This is a genomic window from Arcobacter roscoffensis (assembly GCF_024267655.1).
Taxonomy (GTDB): Bacteria; Campylobacterota; Campylobacteria; order Campylobacterales; family Arcobacteraceae; genus Arcobacter_B; species Arcobacter_B roscoffensis.
In genome coordinates, this window is record NZ_CP100595.1 from 1,169,503 (window position 1) to 1,191,544 (window position 22,042).

A 22,042-nucleotide genomic window follows, 5' to 3' on the forward strand; every position below is an offset into this window, starting at 1 on the left:
ATGAAAAGACCAAGTGGATTAAATAATTTACATAGAAGATACCAAAGACATCAAGAGAAACTACAGGCTAAAAAACAAAAAAAACTATTCAAAGAAGGAAATAGTTTATTTGAAATAGAACCTTTAGAGCAAAGGACACTATTATCTGCTGATCCTTTACTTGGTGCAGGTTCTGCTGCAGTTATTTTAAATGATAATGAAAATAAATACCAAGAAACACAAACAATAATCCTTGATGATACTTTAAATGAAAAAGAAACAGTTGTAAAAGATTTAACAACTGAAGATAACTCTTTCTTACTTGATGCAAAACTTATAGACTTTAATAATATATCTGAATTACTAATTGATGATGAAATCCTAGGGGGAAGTGGTACTATCGAGGCTGATGTTGTAAACTATAACATTGTAGCTCCTGGTTACTCTCCAGGTATCCAAAATATTACTGGTGATTATACACAAGATAGTAGCGGTACCCTTCAAATAGAAATTGGTGGACTTGATAACTCTGATACAAATAATCCTGAATATGACCAATTAAATGCTTCTGGAAATATTGAGCTTGATGGTACTTTAGAAATTACTATGTGGGATGATTTTGCTGCAAATGTAGGGGATGAATTTACTATTATTACAGGTTCAAATATTACAGGTGCATTTACAGATATTACAGGTCTTTACGGATTTAATTCTGATTACTACTTTGATATTGAACAAACAAGTACAGAAGTAAAACTTATCACGAAAGAGTTGGTATCTGGAGATGATTTCAACTTTGTATTAGATACTGTTCCTCAATATGATGAAATAGGAAAAGTTTTAAATGCTGATTATTTAGTATCAGCACAAAATAGTATTGAACTAAATGACATAGATATTCAAGTTTCAGGGTTTGCTGCAAGTGGTAATTTTGCTATTGAAAAAAACACTAATACTATTGAAATTATTGGTTCGGGTGTATCAGTTACTATGAATGCCTCTGATATTTTTGTTGGGGTTGAAAATGCAGATTTAGGAATCATTGTTGATAGTAATAAAAAAGTTGCTTTAGAAGCAAGTGGTGATATTGTATTAGATGGTTTTGATTTTGATTTACCTACTGCACAAAGTGTATCTGTAAAATTAAATCAAACAGGTACAGAATATACGGATGAGACACTAACTATTGGAACTTCATCTTATACTTTTGATAATATCGCATCTTCTACAACTCTAAAAGAGATAGGTATTACAGGTTTAGATGTAACATTTAGTGATAATATAGTTTTAAAAGGTGACTTTGCTTTTGTAAGTGATACTACAAATAATGTATTTAATGCAATATCATCTAATGCAACAGCTTATATGAGTGCAGGTGATTTTTATGTTGGTGTAAGTAGTGCAAATTTAGGTTTAATGGTAACTGATGAAGGTGTAGTTTTACAAGCAAATGGTGCTTTAGATGTATCTTTAGGTAGTGATATCGTTTTAAGTGCTGAAAATGTTTCATTTGATTACAATGAAACGGCTACAGATTATTTAAATGAAACTATTAGTGTTGGCGCATCAACTTTTACTTTCAATGTTGAGTCTTTACACAAGGCTACAAATATTACTAATGGTTCATTAAATGTATTTGACTTTTTAACAGCTTCTGGAAATTTCTCTTTTACTCAATCAAACGATACTGTAACTTTATCTGATAGTACAAATACTTCAGTAGAATTATTAACTTTAGGTATGACAAATGTTACAGCATTTGCAGGACTAAATGCAAACTCAAGTGATAAAGTAGGTTTTGAACTTTCTAATTTAGACCTTGCTTTAGTATTTGCTGTTGATACAAAAAACAATGCAAGAAAGTGGACTGCATTACAAGCTAGTACAAATAGTATTTCATTTGTAGGAAGTGATAAACTAACAATCGAAGCTACATCTACACTTTTAGAAATAAATAGAAGTGCTATTGATGGTACATTAATTGATTTTAAATTAAATCCATTAACAATACAAGTAGGTACAGACTCTTTATCTTTAACAATGGATGCAAGTGAAGGTGAACTTTTAAGAGTTTCAGGAGATATGATTATAAACATAAGTGATTTCTTCATCTTTGAAGGAAGTGTTTATTTTAGTAAATCAACTACAAGTGTAACTTTAACAGACGATAGTGTTGTAAGTGTTGATAATTTGACTTTAGCCATGAATGGTGTAGATGCATTTGCTGGTTTAGATGCTCAAAGCTCAAATAAAGTTGGTTTAGACTTAGAAGGTGTTTCTTTTGCCTACTCAATTATGGCAAGCAAGAGTGTCGCAAGTGATAAATGGACATCGTTTAAAGCTAAAGCAACTGGAGCTTCTTTTGTGGGAATTGATGATGTAACAATTGATGCAAGAGATATTTTAGTAAATATAAATACTTCTTCAAATGCTGAGTTTGTTGATTATTCAAAAACATCATATAGTGTAGATTTCCAAAATGGAAACAGTATAGAGTTTGATATGCAAGCTGAAATTATAGAATTAAGTGCTGATATAACATTTAATTTATATGATTTTTTAGTTATTGACGGTGGCTTTGCTATTGAAAAATCTACACTAGATGATGTAGTACTAAGTGATGAATCATTAGTTGATGTTGATTTACTTACTGTTGGTGCAAATAATTTAACTGCATTTGCTGGATTAAATTATGGAAAAACTGATGAGGTTGGGTTATCTTTAAGTGGTGTTTCTTTTGCTCTTAGTGTAATGAGTGAAAAAACAGCTAATAAAAGAAAATGGTTAGCCCTTCAAGCAACTGCACAAAACGCAGGTTTAGTTGGAGTAGATGATTTAGTATTAAAAGGAAGTGATTTAAATATATTGATAAATCAAGCTTCTTCTGATGGTACTTTAGTTGATTTTAGTTCTATGAGTTTTGCAGTTGATACAAGTTCTTCAACTTCAATTACCTTAGATATGGACGGAAGTGTAGGAGAGTACTTAAAAGTAAGTGGACACTTCGATGTAAATGTATATAATTTCTTTAGTACAAGCGGTAACTTTGCATTAGAGAAGACAACAGATACAGTAAGCCTAGATAGTGGAGAGAATGTAAATGTAGATTTACTAACAATAGGAGCAGATTCAGTAGATGCGTTTGTTGGAGTAAATGGAGGAAGCAGTGATGCAATAGGGATCCAAGCCACAAATACAAACTTTGCATTAGCAATATTAAATGATAAAACAGTAGGAAGTAATTCTCAATGGATATCATTACAAGCAACAGTAGGGACAGCTGGATTTGTAGGGATAGATGGATTAAGCCTAAGCGCAAGTAACCTAGATGTACAAATAAATAGAAGTAGTGAAACAGGGTCAGATGCAAGATATGTAGATTATGCAATAAATAATCTAGAAGTAGCAACAGGAACAGACACAAGCTTTAACTTAACAATGGATGGAAGCCAAAAAGAGTTAACACAAATTAGTGGAGCTATGGATATAAACATCTTTAACTTCTTTAGTGTAAATGGAGAGTTTGCATTAAAGAAATATACAGACTATGATATAAAAACAGTAGATAAAGATGATAGTACAAATACAACAACAATAGAAGAAGTAGATGTATTAACACTAGGAGCATTAGGAGCAAACGCATTCATAGGAATGAATGGAGGAAGTGATGAAGCCCTAGGACTAAGCGCAGCAGGTGTAAACTTTGCCTTAGCAATAATCAATAATAAATCAAATAAAAATGAAAGTTTCACATCCCTACAAGCAACAACAAATAATGTAAGCTTCGTAGGAATAGAAGACTTAACAGTAAGCGCAACAGACTTAGCATTAAATATCAACCAAGCGTCAAATACAAATAAAGTAGTAGACTATAAAACAATGGAAGATAATGGTGATGCCTTTGATGTACTAGTAGGAACAAACCAAACAGTAACATTAGATATGGATGGAAGTAGAGGAGAATTACTAGAAGCATCAGGACACCTAGAATTAAACCTATTTAACTTTATAGGATTAGAAGGAAACTTCGGATTTGAGAAATCAGTAAGAGAAGTAACCCTAAACTCAGGTGAAAGTATAAAAGTAGATTACCTAGGATTAGGTGGAGAGAATGTAAGTGCATTCGCAGGATTAAATTATAAACAAGCAGATGCAGTAGGATTAAGCTTAGGAGATATGGACTTCGGATTAGCTTTAATGAGTGATAAGAAAGATAATACAAGAAAGTTCACATCATTACAAGCGACAGCATCAAGTGCAGGACTAATCGGAGTAGATGGATTAGTAATAGAAGCTAGTGACTTAGAAGTATATGTAAATCAAGGTATCAAAGTAGATGAGATACCAGATGAGACAATAAAAGAGAATACAATTTTAAAAGTAAGCATCACAGAAGATATAAGAGGTGATGTAGTAATAACAAAAGATGGCTCAAATGAAATACTAAATATAGATGGAAGTGAAACAAATGAGACATTATTAGCAGAATTAAAAGCAGCATTTGTAAGTTTAGCAGGAACAGACGCCGTAAATGTAGAAGTAAGTGGCGATAAAGTAAATGGATATAAAGTAGAGTTTGTAGGAGCACTAGAAGGTGTAAATGTAGAAGGGTTTACAGTTTCAACAACAGCACCAAGTGCAAGTGTAAGTATATCGACGATAGAAGAGGCGAAAGCGGGAGTAGATGAGATAACAAGATTAACAATCGATACTCCTAGAGTTGTTACTGCGCCAATAGACACAGAAATATCTACAATAACAAATACTTCAAGTGGAACAAATGAAATTCAAACAATAACTTTCCATGACCCATATGATGCAGGGACATATACATTATCAAATGGTGTAAGTTCAGTTAGTGTTAAATTTGTAGGAAGTCAAACTTTAACAAATCAAACAAATATACAAAAAGCATTAGTAACACTATATGGTGGAACAACAGCAGACTATAAAGTTAAGTTTGATTCAAGTTCAAGTGGAAGTCATAAGTATTATATTACCTTCCAAGGAACAAAAGCAAATAGTAATATTACAGAATTAAATGCAACACCAGATTCTAATATGAAAGCAATTTCTGTTTCTACATATAAAGAAGGAACAGGAGCTCTTAGTGAAACACAAGAGTTTAAAGTTTCAACAACAGCAACTGGAAACTATACTTTATCTTTAGATTATAATGGAAATACATATACTACAAGTGCATTAGACTTTAATGCAACAGCAAATGAAATTCAAACAGCATTAACAAATGCGATTTCTTCAATAAGTGGAGCAACTGTTTCTGTAGTAGATTCAGTATCAGGTAAAGAAGATACATATGAAGTTACATTTGCAGGTACATTATCAGGAGTAGATTTAGCACTTTTATCAATAAAAACAAATCCAGATGCTACAAGCGCGAGTGGGACATTTGATATATGGTTTGAAGGAGATAGTAAGCAAACAGTAGCATATTCAACAGATATGAGTGTGTTAGCAAGTAATATTCAAACAGCATTAGAAGCAACAAGTACGATGGGTGCAGGAAATGTACAAGTAGAGTATGATGCAGCAAATTCAAATGAGACACAAATAAATTTCCTAATAAAAGCGATAGGAACATTAGAGAAGACAGATGTAAGTGATAAGTTCTATACAGATGATAGTAATCTAAACCTAGCAAGTACAAAATTGTACTATGAAGTAGAAGGGTATAGTGATACAGCAGAAGAGCAAAAGTTAGTATTTAACTCAGAGACAGAATATAGTTATACATTAACATATAATGGACAAACAACAAGTGCGATATTATCAAGTGCAACAATAACAGAGATACAAGCTATTATAGATACAGAGTTAACAAGTGATATAAAAGTAAGTAACTTTAATGGAACAGAATTAGTATTAAGCTTTGAAGGAAGTTTAGCAGGGACAGATGTAGAGACAATAGTAGCAAATGTAGAAGCTAAGACAAGTGAAGCAAGTATAGAAGTAAGTCAAGCAGGGTCAACAACAGTAATTGCAGGGAAAGAGGCAAGTGCAATAGTAGTTGATTATAAAGCGATGAATGAGGTATCTGCAACAACAGATGATGATTTCAAAGTATTATCAGGAACAGGTAAATACTTTACTTTAGATATGGATGGAAGTGTAGGAGAGTACTTAAAAGTAAGTGGACACTTCGATGTAAATGTATATAATTTCTTTAGTACAAGCGGTAACTTTGCATTAGAGAAGACAACAGATACAGTAAGCCTAGATAGTGGAGAGAATGTAAATGTAGATTTACTAACAATAGGAGCAGATTCAGTAGATGCGTTTGTTGGAGTAAATGGAGGAAGCAGTGATGCAATAGGGATCCAAGCCACAAATACAAACTTTGCATTAGCAATATTAAATGATAAAACAGTAGGAAGTAATTCTCAATGGATATCATTACAAGCAACAGTAGGGACAGCTGGATTTGTAGGGATAGATGGATTAAGCCTAAGCGCAAGTAACCTAGATGTACAAATAAATAGAAGTAGTGAAACAGGGTCAGATGCAAGATATGTAGATTATGCAATAAATAATCTAGAAGTAGCAACAGGAACAGACACAAGCTTTAACTTAACAATGGATGGAAGCCAAAAAGAGTTAACACAAATTAGTGGAGCTATGGATATAAACATCTTTAACTTCTTTAGTGTAAATGGAGAGTTTGCATTAAAGAAATATACAGACTATGATATAAAAACAGTAGATAAAGATGATAGTACAAATACAACAACAATAGAAGAAGTAGATGTATTAACACTAGGAGCATTAGGAGCAAACGCATTCATAGGAATGAATGGAGGAAGTGATGAAGCCCTAGGACTAAGCGCAGCAGGTGTAAACTTTGCCTTAGCAATAATCAATAATAAATCAAATAAAAATGAAAGTTTCACATCCCTACAAGCAACAACAAATAATGTAAGCTTCGTAGGAATAGAAGACTTAACAGTAAGCGCAACAGACTTAGCATTAAATATCAACCAAGCGTCAAATACAAATAAAGTAGTAGACTATAAAACAATGGAAGATAATGGTGATGCCTTTGATGTACTAGTAGGAACAAACCAAACAGTAACATTAGATATGGATGGAAGTAGAGGAGAACTACTAGAAGCATCAGGACACCTAGAATTAAACCTATTTAACTTTATTGGATTAGAAGGAAACTTCGGATTTGAGAAATCAGTAAGAGAAGTAACACTAAACTCAGGTGAAAGTATAAAAGTAGATTACCTAGGATTAGGTGGAGAGAATGTAAGTGCATTCGCAGGATTAAATTATAAACAAGCAGATGCAGTAGGATTAAGCTTAGGAGATATGGACTTCGGATTAGCTTTAATGAGTGATAAGAAAGATAATACAAGAAAGTTCACATCATTACAAGCGACAGCATCAAGTGCAGGACTAATCGGAGTAGATGGATTAGTAATAGAAGCTAGTGACTTAGAAGTATATGTAAATCAAGGTATCAAAGTAGATGAGATACCAGATGAGACAATAAAAGAGAATACAATTTTAAAAGTAAGCATCACAGAAGATATAAGAGGTGATGTAGTAATAACAAAAGATGGCTCAAATGAAATACTAAATATAGATGGAAGTGAAACAAATGAGACATTATTAGCAGAATTAAAAGCAGCATTTGTAAGTTTAGCAGGAACAGACGCCGTAAATGTAGAAGTAAGTGGCGATAAAGTAAATGGATATAAAGTAGAGTTTGTAGGAGCACTAGAAGGTGTAAATGTAGAAGGGTTTACAGTTTCAACAACAGCACCAAGTGCAAGTGTAAGTATATCGACGATAGAAGAGGCGAAAGCGGGAGTAGATGAGATAACAAGATTAACAATCGATACTCCTAGAGTTGTTACTGCGCCAGTAAATGTAAGTGTGACAACAACAGCTACAGCAGTTTCTGGAATGGATGAAGTAAAACATATTATTTTTAAATCTCCTACATCTTCAACTGGTACATATAAAATTACATCTAACTCTAAAACATCAGAGACAATAACTTATGATAAAAATAGTGTAGAAACAAATAAAACAAGAATAAAAAATGCTTTCTTAAGTTTATATAATGATTTAGCAACAGGTGTTTCAAGTGATGATATTATAGTTACACAAGAAGTATTAGCAGATGGTAGTCATCAATATAATGTTAAGTTTACAAATGATTTAGGACATAAAGATGTTCCATCATATAAAGTTTCATGGAGAGGTTTATCTATGAAAATAGCTACAACAGATAATGGTGTAGCACAAGTAAATGAAACTCAAAACTTTAAAATATCAACAACAGCAACAGGAACATATAATTTATCATTTGCATACAATGGAAATACATACACAACAAGTGAACTTAATTTTACAGCAGATGCAACAGCAATTCAAACAGCATTAAATAATGCAGTAACATTAGCAGATACAAGTATAAGTGTAACAGGAAATACTGCAAATGGATTTGATGTTGTATTTGGTGGAAGTCTAAGTGGTATAGATGTAGAGACATTAAAAGTTAAAACAAATCCAGATGCTACAAGCGCGAGTGGGACATTTGATATATGGTTTGAAGGAGATAGTAAGCAAACAGTAGCATATTCAACAGATATGAGTGTGTTAGCAAGTAATATTCAAACAGCATTAGAAGCAACAAGTACGATGGGTGCAGGAAATGTACAAGTAGAGTATGATGCAGCAAATTCAAATGAGACACAAATAAATTTCCTAATAAAAGCGATAGGAACATTAGAGAAGACAGATGTAAGTGATAAGTTCTATACAGATGATAGTAATCTAAACCTAGCAAGTACAAAATTGTACTATGAAGTAGAAGGGTATAGTGATACAGCAGAAGAGCAAAAGTTAGTATTTAACTCAGAGACAGAATATAGTTATACATTAACATATAATGGACAAACAACAAGTGCGATATTATCAAGTGCAACAATAACAGAGATACAAGCTATTATAGATACAGAGTTAACAAGTGATATAAAAGTAAGTAACTTTAATGGAACAGAATTAGTATTAAGCTTTGAAGGAAGTTTAGCAGGGACAGATGTAGAGACAATAGTAGCAAATGTAGAAGCTAAGACAAGTGAAGCAAGTATAGAAGTAAGTCAAGCAGGGTCAACAACAGTAATTGCAGGGAAAGAGGCAAGTGCAATAGTAGTTGATTATAAAGCGATGAATGAGGTATCTGCAACAACAGATGATGATTTCAAAGTATTATCAGGAACAGGTAAATACTTTACTTTAGATATGGATGGAAGTGTAGGAGAGTACTTAAAAGTAAGTGGACACTTCGATGTAAATGTATATAATTTCTTTAGTACAAGCGGTAACTTTGCATTAGAGAAGACAACAGATACAGTAAGCCTAGATAGTGGAGAGAATGTAAATGTAGATTTACTAACAATAGGAGCAGATTCAGTAGATGCGTTTGTTGGAGTAAATGGAGGAAGCAGTGATGCAATAGGGATCCAAGCCACAAATACAAACTTTGCATTAGCAATATTAAATGATAAAACAGTAGGAAGTAATTCTCAATGGATATCATTACAAGCAACAGTAGGGACAGCTGGATTTGTAGGGATAGATGGATTAAGCCTAAGCGCAAGTAACCTAGATGTACAAATAAATAGAAGTAGTGAAACAGGGTCAGATGCAAGATATGTAGATTATGCAATAAATAATCTAGAAGTAGCAACAGGAACAGACACAAGCTTTAACTTAACAATGGATGGAAGCCAAAAAGAGTTAACACAAATTAGTGGAGCTATGGATATAAACATCTTTAACTTCTTTAGTGTAAATGGAGAGTTTGCATTAAAGAAATATACAGACTATGATATAAAAACAGTAGATAAAGATGATAGTACAAATACAACAACAATAGAAGAAGTAGATGTATTAACACTAGGAGCATTAGGAGCAAACGCATTCATAGGAATGAATGGAGGAAGTGATGAAGCCCTAGGACTAAGCGCAGCAGGTGTAAACTTTGCCTTAGCAATAATCAATAATAAATCAAATAAAAATGAAAGTTTCACATCCCTACAAGCAACAACAAATAATGTAAGCTTCGTAGGAATAGAAGACTTAACAGTAAGCGCAACAGACTTAGCATTAAATATCAACCAAGCGTCAAATACAAATAAAGTAGTAGACTATAAAACAATGGAAGATAATGGTGATGCCTTTGATGTACTAGTAGGAACAAACCAAACAGTAACATTAGATATGGATGGAAGTAGAGGAGAACTACTAGAAGCATCAGGACACCTAGAATTAAACCTATTTAACTTTATTGGATTAGAAGGAAACTTCGGATTTGAGAAATCAGTAAGAGAAGTAACACTAAACTCAGGTGAAAGTATAAAAGTAGATTACCTAGGATTAGGTGGAGAGAATGTAAGTGCATTCGCAGGATTAAATTATAAACAAGCAGATGCAGTAGGATTAAGCTTAGGAGATATGGACTTCGGATTAGCTTTAATGAGTGATAAGAAAGATAATACAAGAAAGTTCACATCATTACAAGCGACAGCATCAAGTGCAGGACTAATCGGAGTAGATGGATTAGTAATAGAAGCTAGTGACTTAGAAGTATATGTAAATCAAGGTATCAAAGTAGATGAGATACCAGATGAGACAATAAAAGAGAATACAATTTTAAAAGTAAGCATCACAGAAGATATAAGAGGTGATGTAGTAATAACAAAAGATGGCTCAAATGAAATACTAAATATAGATGGAAGTGAAACAAATGAGACATTATTAGCAGAATTAAAAGCAGCATTTGTAAGTTTAGCAGGAACAGACGCCGTAAATGTAGAAGTAAGTGGCGATAAAGTAAATGGATATAAAGTAGAGTTTGTAGGAGCACTAGAAGGTGTAAATGTAGAAGGGTTTACAGTTTCAACAACAGCACCAAGTGCAAGTGTAAGTATATCGACGATAGAAGAGGCGAAAGCGGGAGTAGATGAGATAACAAGATTAACAATCGATACTCCTAGAGTTGTTACTGCGCCAATAGACACAGAAATATCTACAATAACAAATACTTCAAGTGGAACAAATGAAATTCAAACAATAACTTTCCATGACCCATATGATGCAGGGACATATACATTATCAAATGGTGTAAGTTCAGTTAGTGTTAAATTTGTAGGAAGTCAAACTTTAACAAATCAAACAAATATACAAAAAGCATTAGTAACACTATATGGTGGAACAACAGCAGACTATAAAGTTAAGTTTGATTCAAGTTCAAGTGGAAGTCATAAGTATTATATTACCTTCCAAGGAACAAAAGCAAATAGTAATATTACAGAATTAAATGCAACACCAGATTCTAATATGAAAGCAATTTCTGTTTCTACATATAAAGAAGGAACAGGAGCTCTTAGTGAAACACAAGAGTTTAAAGTTTCAACAACAGCAACTGGAAACTATACTTTATCTTTAGATTATAATGGAAATACATATACTACAAGTGCATTAGACTTTAATGCAACAGCAAATGAAATTCAAACAGCATTAACAAATGCGATTTCTTCAATAAGTGGAGCAACTGTTTCTGTAGTAGATTCAGTATCAGGTAAAGAAGATACATATGAAGTTACATTTGCAGGTACATTATCAGGAGTAGATTTAGCACTTTTATCAATAAAAACAAATCCAGATGCTACAAGCGCGAGTGGGACATTTGATATATGGTTTGAAGGAGATAGTAAGCAAACAGTAGCATATTCAACAGATATGAGTGTGTTAGCAAGTAATATTCAAACAGCATTAGAAGCAACAAGTACGATGGGTGCAGGAAATGTACAAGTAGAGTATGATGCAGCAAATTCAAATGAGACACAAATAAATTTCCTAATAAAAGCGATAGGAACATTAGAGAAGACAGATGTAAGTGATAAGTTCTATACAGATGATAGTAATCTAAACCTAGCAAGTACAAAATTGTACTATGAAGTAGAAGGGTATAGTGATACAGCAGAAGAGCAAAAGTTAGTATTTAACTCAGAGACAGAATATAGTTATACATTAACATATAATGGACAAACAACAAGTGCGATATTATCAAGTGCAACAATAACAGAGATACAAGCTATTATAGATACAGAGTTAACAAGTGATATAAAAGTAAGTAACTTTAATGGAACAGAATTAGTATTAAGCTTTGAAGGAAGTTTAGCAGGGACAGATGTAGAGACAATAGTAGCAAATGTAGAAGCTAAGACAAGTGAAGCAAGTATAGAAGTAAGTCAAGCAGGGTCAACAACAGTAATTGCAGGGAAAGAGGCAAGTGCAATAGTAGTTGATTATAAAGCGATGAATGAGGTATCTGCAACAACAGATGATGATTTCAAAGTATTATCAGGAACAGGTAAATACTTTACTTTAGATATGGATGGAAGTGTAGGAGAGTACTTAAAAGTTGCTGGTAATTTAGAAATTGATGTATTTGGTGCAGTAAAACTTGATGGTGGCTTTGCTCTAGAAAAGTACACTAAATCTGATGTTCTTTTATCTGATAACACTACAGTAAATACTGATATGCTTACTTTTGGTATTAGTGATGCTAATGGATTAGTAGGATATGACCAAGATACAGAAGATAAAACAGATGATGTTGGACTTATTTTAAGTGATGTTGATTTTGCAATGGCTATATTAAGTGATAAAACTGTTGCAAGTACTCAAAAATGGATTACTGCAAATGCAACAGTTGGATCTGTTTCATTTGGTGGGATTTCAGGCTTAGGTATGAGTGTATCTAACTTAAATATTTCTGTAAATAAAGAATCTGCTAATAAAACAGTTATTGATTATAAAGTTGATGAAAATGATACGACAGGAACTGAGCTTTCTGTTTTAACTGGAAGTGATAATAAATCAATTGACTTTAATATGGCTGGAAGTAAGGGTGATTTCCTAGAGGTAGCAGGACAAGCGACAATAGACTTGTTTGGAGTAGTAAAAGTAGATGGAGGGTTTGCAGTAAGTAAGTCTGCGAATCAAACAGTATACTTAGCAAAAGATGGAGTTGAGCAAACAGGTGCAGTAGATACAGAGTTAATGACGATAGGATTAACAGGGGCAAATGCACTAGTAGGATATGACCAAGGGACAGATACAAGTACAGATGATGTAGGATTATTACTGCAAGATGTAGATTTAGCAGTAGCAATGATAAAAGAGAAATCAGGTACAAGAAGCTGGACATCAGTACAAGCTAGTGTAGGGAGTGTAAGTTTCCAAGGAGTACCTGGACTTACAATGTCAGTAGATAAGACAAATGTATTAGTAAATAAACAAGCAGCAGATTCAACAGTAGTAAACTATTTAACAAGTGATACAGATACAGTAGGAACAGACTTAAGTGTAGCAGTAGGAACAGATGAGAATAGTGTTACACAATATGTAGATTTCAATTTAGATGGAAGTAAAGGTGATTTCTTAGAGGTAGCAGGACAAGCGACAATAGACTTGTTTGGAGTAGTAAAAGTAGATGGAGGGTTTGCAGTAAGTAAGTCTGCGAATCAAACAGTATACTTAGCAAAAGATGGAGTTGAGCAAACAGGTGCAGTAGATACAGAGTTAATGACAATAGGATTAACAGGGGCAAATGCACTAGTAGGATATGACCAAGGGACAGATACAAGTACAGATGATGTAGGATTATTGTTGCAAGATGTAGATTTAGCAGTAGCAATGATAAAAGAGAAATCTGGTACAAGAAGCTGGACATCAGTACAAGCTAGTGTAGGGAGTGTAAGTTTCCAAGGAGTACCTGGACTTACAATGTCAGTAGATAAGACAAATGTATTAGTAAATAAACAAGCAGCAGATTCAACAGTAGTAAACTATTTAACAAGTGATACAGATACGTTAGGAACAGACTTAAGTGTAGCAGTAGGAACAGATGATAATAGTGTTACACAATATGTAGATTTCAATTTAGCTGGAAGTAAGGGTGATTTCTTAGAGGTAGCAGGACAAGCGACAATAGACTTGTTTGGAGTAGTAAAAGTAGATGGAGGGTTTGCAGTAAGTAAGCAAGCAAACCAAACAGTAGATGTTTACAATAAAACTACATCTAAAAATACATCTGTTAATACTGAATTATTAACATTAGGTCTTTATGGAGTTGATGCTTTAGCGGGTTATGATCAAGGTACTGAAACTAAAGAAGATGATGTTGGTATAGAGTTTAGTGATGTTAATTTAGCAGTTGGAATCTTCAAAGATAAATCAAGTAGCAGAACTTGGACAGCAGCATTAGGTAGTGGTGGTGCAGTCTTAAAAGGAATTGATGGATTAACTGCTTCAATTAATAGTTCTGATATTTTACTAAATAATGCAGCTAGTGATGATACTGTAATAGATTTTGCTAATATGAAATCTGATGGAAATACTTTCAATGTTGCAACAGGAACAAATGATAGTGGTGTTACACAATATGTAGAGTTTGATATAGATGGTAAAAAAGGCTCTCAATTATCAGTTGCTGGTGATATAACTTTACAAATTGCTGACTTTGTTTATATTGATGGTGGATTCGCATTTAGCAAATCAAGTATTCAAACTACACTAACAGGAAAAACAACTTCATTTGATGCGAATGTTATGACCTTTGGATTAAGTGATATGGACCTTTTTGCTGGTGTGAATTACAACACTAGTGAAGCAATTGGTATTGAGGCAACAGGTCTTAACTTAGCTCTTGCAATTATTTCTGAAAAGAAAACATCAGGAAGAGAATGGATAGCTTTAAAAGGTAATGTATCAACAGCAACATTTAAAGAAAATATTGATGCCTTTGATATGAGTGTTAGTGATATTAATGTTGAGTTTAATATTGCAAGTAGTGTTGATGATTCAACAGTTGACTTTAGTAAGACTGTATTAGAAGTTGCTACTGGACCTAGTTCAAGTTATACATTTACTACAACTGCACAAAGTGTTGCAATTTCTGGTAAGTTAAGTTTAGACATTGATGGTTTTGTTTCATTAGAAGGTGGCTTCTCTTACGAAAAATCTCAAAAAGTAATGAAATTATCTGATGGTTCTGATGTAACTGTAGATGTATTAGCATTTGGTGGTTCAAATATTACTGCATTTGCTGGTGTAAATGGAATAGGTTTTGATTTAAAAGATGTAACTTTTGGATTAGCTTTATTAAATGATGTTAATACAAATAGAAACTGGACATCTTTAATTGCTAATGCAAGTAGTGTTAAATTTGAGGGTGTTGATGGTTTGACATTAAGTGCTACTGATTTGGATGTGACAATTAACACTGCAAGTTCTGGTGTTGCTATTGATTATGCAAATAGTTCAAGTAGTGTGAAAATTGGAACATTAGATTTAAGTATGTCTGGACAAACTCTACTTGTTTCAGGTGCTATTGAAATAAATATCTTTGACTTTGTTCAAATAGATGCACAATTAGACTTCTCTAAAAAGTCTGATACAGTTTCTGTTTATGATAATGGTACAACACAAGATGTAGAAGTTGAAATGTTAACTATGGCTGCATTTAATGTTAATGCATTTGCTGGTATGGGAAGTGTTGGATTTGAGTTAAAAGAAGCTGATTTTGCACTTGCAATTATGAGTGAAAAAGTTCAGTCAGGAACAGCTAGATCTTGGACATCATTACAAGCAAATGTAGGTTCTATTGGATTTGTAGGTGTAGATGGATTAGGTATTTCAGGTAATGATATAACGATCGAATATAATAAAACGGCTCTTGATGGAAGTGCAGTTGACACTAGTGTAAATAGTTTAGTAGTGGTATCTCCATTTGATGAGTCTCAAACTGTATCTATTTCTATTGATGGAAGTGAAGGGTCATATGCCCAGATAGAAGGTAGTTTAAAATTAAGTTTATTTGGTTTCTATGAAAATGATGTTTTCTATACTTTAAGACAATACTTAGAAACAGTTCAACTTTCAGATGGTACAACTACTTCTGTAGCTATGTATAAATTTGCAAAAAGTGGAATTAGTGCAAAAGCAGGAATAGGTGATGTTGGATTTGCAATAGATGATGTTGATATTGGATTTGCCTTATACACAGATGGAACTAGAGGTTGGATTTCTGGAAAAGCTACTGCAAATGAAGTGAGTTTTGGTGGTATTGATGGTGTAGATATTGCAGCAACAAGTGTTGATCTTACTATAAATTCTGCTTGGGATGGAGTTGCTATTGATTATAGCGCTAAAGAAGTTAAAATTTCAGACACTATTACTTTAGATACTTCTATTACAGGTGAAGTGTATAAGATTCAAGGTGATTTAGATGTAAATATCTTTAACTTTTTCACTGTAAATGGAAACTTTGCATTTGAAAAGTCTGTACAAGAAGTAACTTTAGTTGATGGAACAGAGCTTAGTACAAATGCTATGACATTATCAGGTACAAATGTAAATGCTTTTGCAGGTTTAGCCTTTGATGACTATAAAGTTGGTTTTGAATTAACAGGTGTTAATTTTGCTCTTGCTATGTTAGAAAGTAGAGCTAACTCAGCTCACAACTGGACATCTTTAAAAGCTACTGCATTAAATGCTGAGTTTGTAGGTGTTGATGGTTTAGAAATTGGTGTAGAAAATCTTGATATTTCATTAAATATGGCAGCTCCAAATATCTCAGGAGTAAACTATTCAGCTTCAAATTTAAATGTTGGTGTTGTATCTTTAGATATGGCTGAAGAAAATGTAATGAAACTTGAAGGTCTAATGGATATTAATCTATTTGGTCTTTATGAAAAAGAAGATGAATTTGCTTTAGTTAAAGAGTTCCAAACTGTAACATTTGATGATGGTTCAACTGGTATGGTTGATATTCTTACACTGGGTGCTAAAATTGATAGTGCATTTGCTGGTGTAAATGAGGGAACTGACGATGAATTTGGATTTGGACTTAATGATGTAGGGTTTGGATTAGCTGTTGCTCTAGATAGTTTTAACCCAAGTAATTATTGGATTACTGCTCAAGCAAAGGCTGAGGAAGTTACATTCAAAACAGCTGGTGCCTTTGATATGGAAGTTCAAGGTTTAGAAGTAATAATTAATACAAAATCTAATAGTGGAAGAGTAATTGACTACTCAACTAATAATCTTGAAATTAAAGAAGGTGCATCAGGTGGTGGAGTTTCTACTAGTGATGAAGTTGCATTTGTTTTAGATGCAAAAGGTATTGAAACTTATGGTATTGATATTGAATATGCAGAGCTTACTGTAGGTGATTTTGTACAAATTGTGGGTGGATTATCTATTCAAAAGGGTGCAGATATTGAAGTTGATGTATCTACAAACTTAAAACTTATTGACTTACCATTCTTAGCTCCAAACGAGTTAAAAGCAGTATTATTAAATGCTTTAACATTAGACTTAGGGCTTGATGATGCACTAGATTTAATGAATAGTTTTACAAGTGCTGAATCAATACTTGAATTTGCTATTGATAATTTCCATAGATTAGACTTCTCAACTATTAAAAATGTAAAAGTTTCTACATTAACAGTTGGTGGAAATGACGTAAATGTGTTTGCAGGACTAGGACCATACTTCCAAGATACAAATAATGATGGAAGAATGACTTCTGAGGATGAAGTAAATGAATCTGCTATGGGATTTGCAATAGAAAATACTAATGTAGGTTTAGGTTTATTTAGTCAAGTTACTAAACTTGGTGAGCTTAAATATTTAAAACAATTTACTTCATTAAAAGTAACAGCTGAAAGTGTTGGACTAGTTGGATTTGATTTCTTAGACTTAACTGCAAAAGATATAAATATCGCAGTTAATACAGGTGGAACTTGGGGAACAGGTTATTTACAGAAAAAATCAGTTATCGATTGGGAATCTACATATTCAAGTTCAGAAGATGCAGGATTTAAATTACCAACTGGTGGAGAATCGTTTTTAACTTTAGACTATGATGGTCAAGATAGAATGGCCGTAGAAATTGGTCAAGCTTTATTAAGAATTGATGAGTTCTTATATCTTCAAGGTTCATTTGCATTTGAAAAAGGGCCAATTGAAGAAGTTTCAATAAATACAGGACTTGGTGATATTGGTGCTGCTGCTGGATTAATTCCAGGAATTAACGGTATTATTGATGATGTCTTAGGTGTAGGTGGTCTTGGAATAAATGAAGATTACTCAATCTTAAGTGGAGTAGAAGTATCTACTATGACAATTGGTGCTTCAAATATTCAAGCCTTTGTAGGTATTGGTGGACCATATAAACAAGACTTTGATTGGACAGTTGATAGTGATGGTGATGGAAATAAATATAATGACTTCTATTACAATGCAGGAGCTACTGGAGTTGTAATTGATGATCTTGATTTTGGTATGGGTATATTTAGCACTCAAACACCAATATTAAAAGACTTCTTAGATAAATTCTATTCTGTTAATATCACTGCTAATAAAATAGGTCTAGTTGGTCTTGGGGAAGATATTAATAGTAATGGAAAGATTGATAAAAAAATCAATACATATAAATATGATGACAATGGTGATTTAGTACTAGAAACAATAAGTGAAGATTCAAATGGAAATGATCTATTAGATGCAACTGTTGTTTTAGAAGGTAGAGAAATTGCTGTTAGATTTAATAATGGTCCAAAATGGGGTGGAGTTTTAGGCCCTGCTTCAATTAACTTCAAAGAATCATTTGCAGATTTTACTGAAGATTCAAATGGAAATGGTATTCTAGATGAGGGTGAAGATTTAAATCTAGATGGAAAAATAAATGAAGATGCATTCGCTATAAATACTGGTGGAGAGCCTGTTTATTTAGATTATGAAAACAATCTTATTGAAGTTGAAGTTGGAGTTGCTCAACTTCAAGTATCTGAGTTCCTTTACTTAAGAGGTGGCTTTAAGTTTACTATGTCAAATGTTGAACAAGTTGTTGTAAACACTGGTGATTTAGCTCCTTTAGTTCAAGGCTTTAAAGCTGCAACTGGAACTGATGATGGTTTAGAAGATGATCAAATCAGAATGAATGTTGATAGAATTTCAATTGCTGCAACAAATCTTTATGGATTTGCAGGAGTTGGTGGTGCACCATGGCAAGACTTAAATAATGATGGTGAGATTGTTGGTGATGAAGAAAAATGGGCTAATAGTGAGTCTATGGGAGTTAGTTTAGTAGATGCAGATATTGCCTTTGCTATTATGACTCCAAGTTTAGCTCAAATTCCAGGAGCTGGAAACTTTGTACCAAAATTTGTTTCATTAAAAGTTGGAATTGATTATGCTGGATTAATTGGTGTTGATGATTATGTTGAAGCAAACTTACAAGATGTACAAGTAAATATTAATACTTTATATGTTCCTCAGTCAATGTTACCTGGACCAGCATACGCTGCATATGCAGTAGCATTAGCAGCAGGTGCTTTACCAAATATAGATTATAAAGCTTCATACAAAGGTGAAGATACTAATAACAATGGTATTTTAGATGAAGGCGAAGATACAAACTTAGATGGAGAGTTAAACAGAGGACTTGAAATGTCTAGTGGTTTAAGTGCTTTCTATCTTGATTTTGATACAGAAGTTATTGAAATTAAAGGTTATGGAGAACTTCAAATTATGGGTGTACTTCAAGTAAGTGCAGGTGTAGTTATAAGTAAAAAAGTTCAAGATGTAACTTTTATAGATGTTGTAGGAGGACATGAAGCTGTTGGTTCAGCTGTAACTTTAAACTTTGGAATTATAGAAGCTTATGGATATATAGGTCAACCTGTACAAGGTGGATACTGGATTGATGCCAATAATGACGGTCAAATTACAAATGAAGATGGTGGTGCAAGAGCAACTGGTGTTGTGGGTATTGCTGTTGAAGATTTAAATCTTGGTATGTCTGTTATGAGACAAACTACTGCCATTGTTGATTGGAATGTAGATACAGGGTCTGAAGCAGGAGATATTGCAGCAGATGCTGCTTTAAATATTGCAGGAAAAGCAAATATTTATATGGGTATGGTTGCAAGTCTTGGAAGTATAGAGTTAGTTGGTATTCCAGGTGTTGAACTAAAAGCTGAAAGCTTTAGTTTCCTTGTAAATCAAGCATACAATCCATTATTAATAGTGGATTTCTCTAGATCTGGTGAATTAGATGAAGATACAGGTATTAGAGGTGATTATGCTCTTGAAGTAAATGAAAACTTAAGATTAAGCTTTGGAGAGTTAGATGACTTAATGTTAAGTATTTCAGGTGCAGCTACAATGAGAGTATATGATCCAAACTCAAATACAAATTTTGTAAGTGTTACAGCTGCTTTATCTATGGAAGTTAGTGCAAGTGGTGGAATTGAGCTATTCTTTGATGGACAAGTAAACATTGCAAGTGGAATTATTGAAGCAGATGCTTCAGGATTATTTGTACTTAATGATAAAGGTGTAATAAGTAAATTTGATTTAGGAACTGGTTTTGGTATTGATGGAGTATTTAGATTAGATGCTGAACTTCAATTCTTAATGAATACTACAGGTGAAGACTTTACTTATAATGTTCCTTCACAACTTCAAGAAACAGTAGGTTATGAAACAATAGAGGTTTCAAATACACCTCCTGGAAAAACTGAACCAGTTGATGCTTATATTTCTTTATCAGGAAAAGGTAATTTAGATTTATTAAATATAGTAGATTTAAAAGGTGAGTTTGACATCTTAATTAGCATGGACGATGGTGGCTCAAGTTTACTTACTGAAATGAATATTGGAGCATTACTAATTATAGAAGGTTTAAGTGAAATTGGAGTAGCTGGAACTTTAGGATTAGGAACTGAGGGATTATATGGTTCATTAATGGTTGGAAATCCATTTGGTGGAGGTTCAACGATTATAGATGCTGGAGTATTTACAATTTCAGGTGGATTTATTTTCCAAATTAATACTACATCTTCAACTCAACAAGTAAAAGGTTTAGAATTAGATGCTGATGGTAATCTAACAGGTGAGTTTATAAATCTTGATTTAGATCCAACTTCATTATTTATAGCAGGTAGTGCAGAAATTGTAATTGCTGATACTGTAACAATGTATGGTGCTATGGAACTTCTAATTAATGAGCAAGGTTTTGAGGCAGAAGCGCAATTAACTTTAGAATTAGGGAATCTTGGAAACTTAAATGTTGAAGGTGCTATTGCTATTTTAAATACAGATGAAGGTCCAGTATTTGCTATGAGAGTTGCAACTGATGTTGAACTTGGAATTGATGTTATTGGAATTCAAGCAGGTGCTGTATTAGAAATAAACACAAGTAGCTCAAATGAATATGCAGGAGTAAAAGCTAATACGCTATTTAATTTAGAGCTTAATGGGGCACTTAAAATATTAGCATTTGATGTTGATTTTGCTGGAAGTGTTAGTATAGTTGATAGTGTATTTGAGATTAGAATAGATAGGGCAAACTTAAACTTCTTTAATTTTGTTGATATTAATATTAGTGGATTTATTAGAAGTGATGGAAACTTCATGATTAAAGGTGGAGTTGACTTTAGTATAGGTCTTGGACCATTACAACTTAATGCTGGTATGTCTATTACTTTAGGAAATAAAATTTTTGCAGCATCTGCTTATGGTTCATTAGATGTTCATATTGATTTAGGTTTATTTGAAATTAATACTACATTAGCTGGTTTTAGTGGAGAGATTGAATTAACACCATCAACTGCATATTTAAGAGCTACAGCTACTGTTGCTGGTATTAGTGTTAGTGGTGATGTATTATGGACATGGGGAATTCCAGATCCTATTTTAGCTACGAAAAGTGGAGATACTTTATACTTAAATATTGGTGATAGATGGGATAAAAGAGAAGTAGACCCTAATGATCCTCACTATAAAGATGTAACAAATGAAATGTATACAATTACTGAGAAAAAAGATGGTACAGTAGTTGTTGAAGCATTAGGATTTAAAGAAGAATATAGTGGTATTAATAAAATCGTTGCAGATGGTGGTTCTGGGAATGATACATTCTTTATTGATAATAGTGTTACAAAATTAT

1 protein-coding gene (cut by a window edge) is annotated in these 22,042 nt (G+C 33.0%); it reads left to right on the plus strand.

What is annotated here, in order from left to right; all coding sequences use genetic code 11:
• On the plus strand, positions 1 to 22,042 hold the 5' portion of the coding sequence (locus NJU99_RS05765; protein ID WP_254577774.1) for an LEPR-XLL domain-containing protein. It continues 26,534 nt past the right edge of the window; 22,042 of the gene's 48,576 nt are visible here — the first part of the coding sequence; its start codon is at positions 1 to 3; the stop codon falls past the right edge of the window.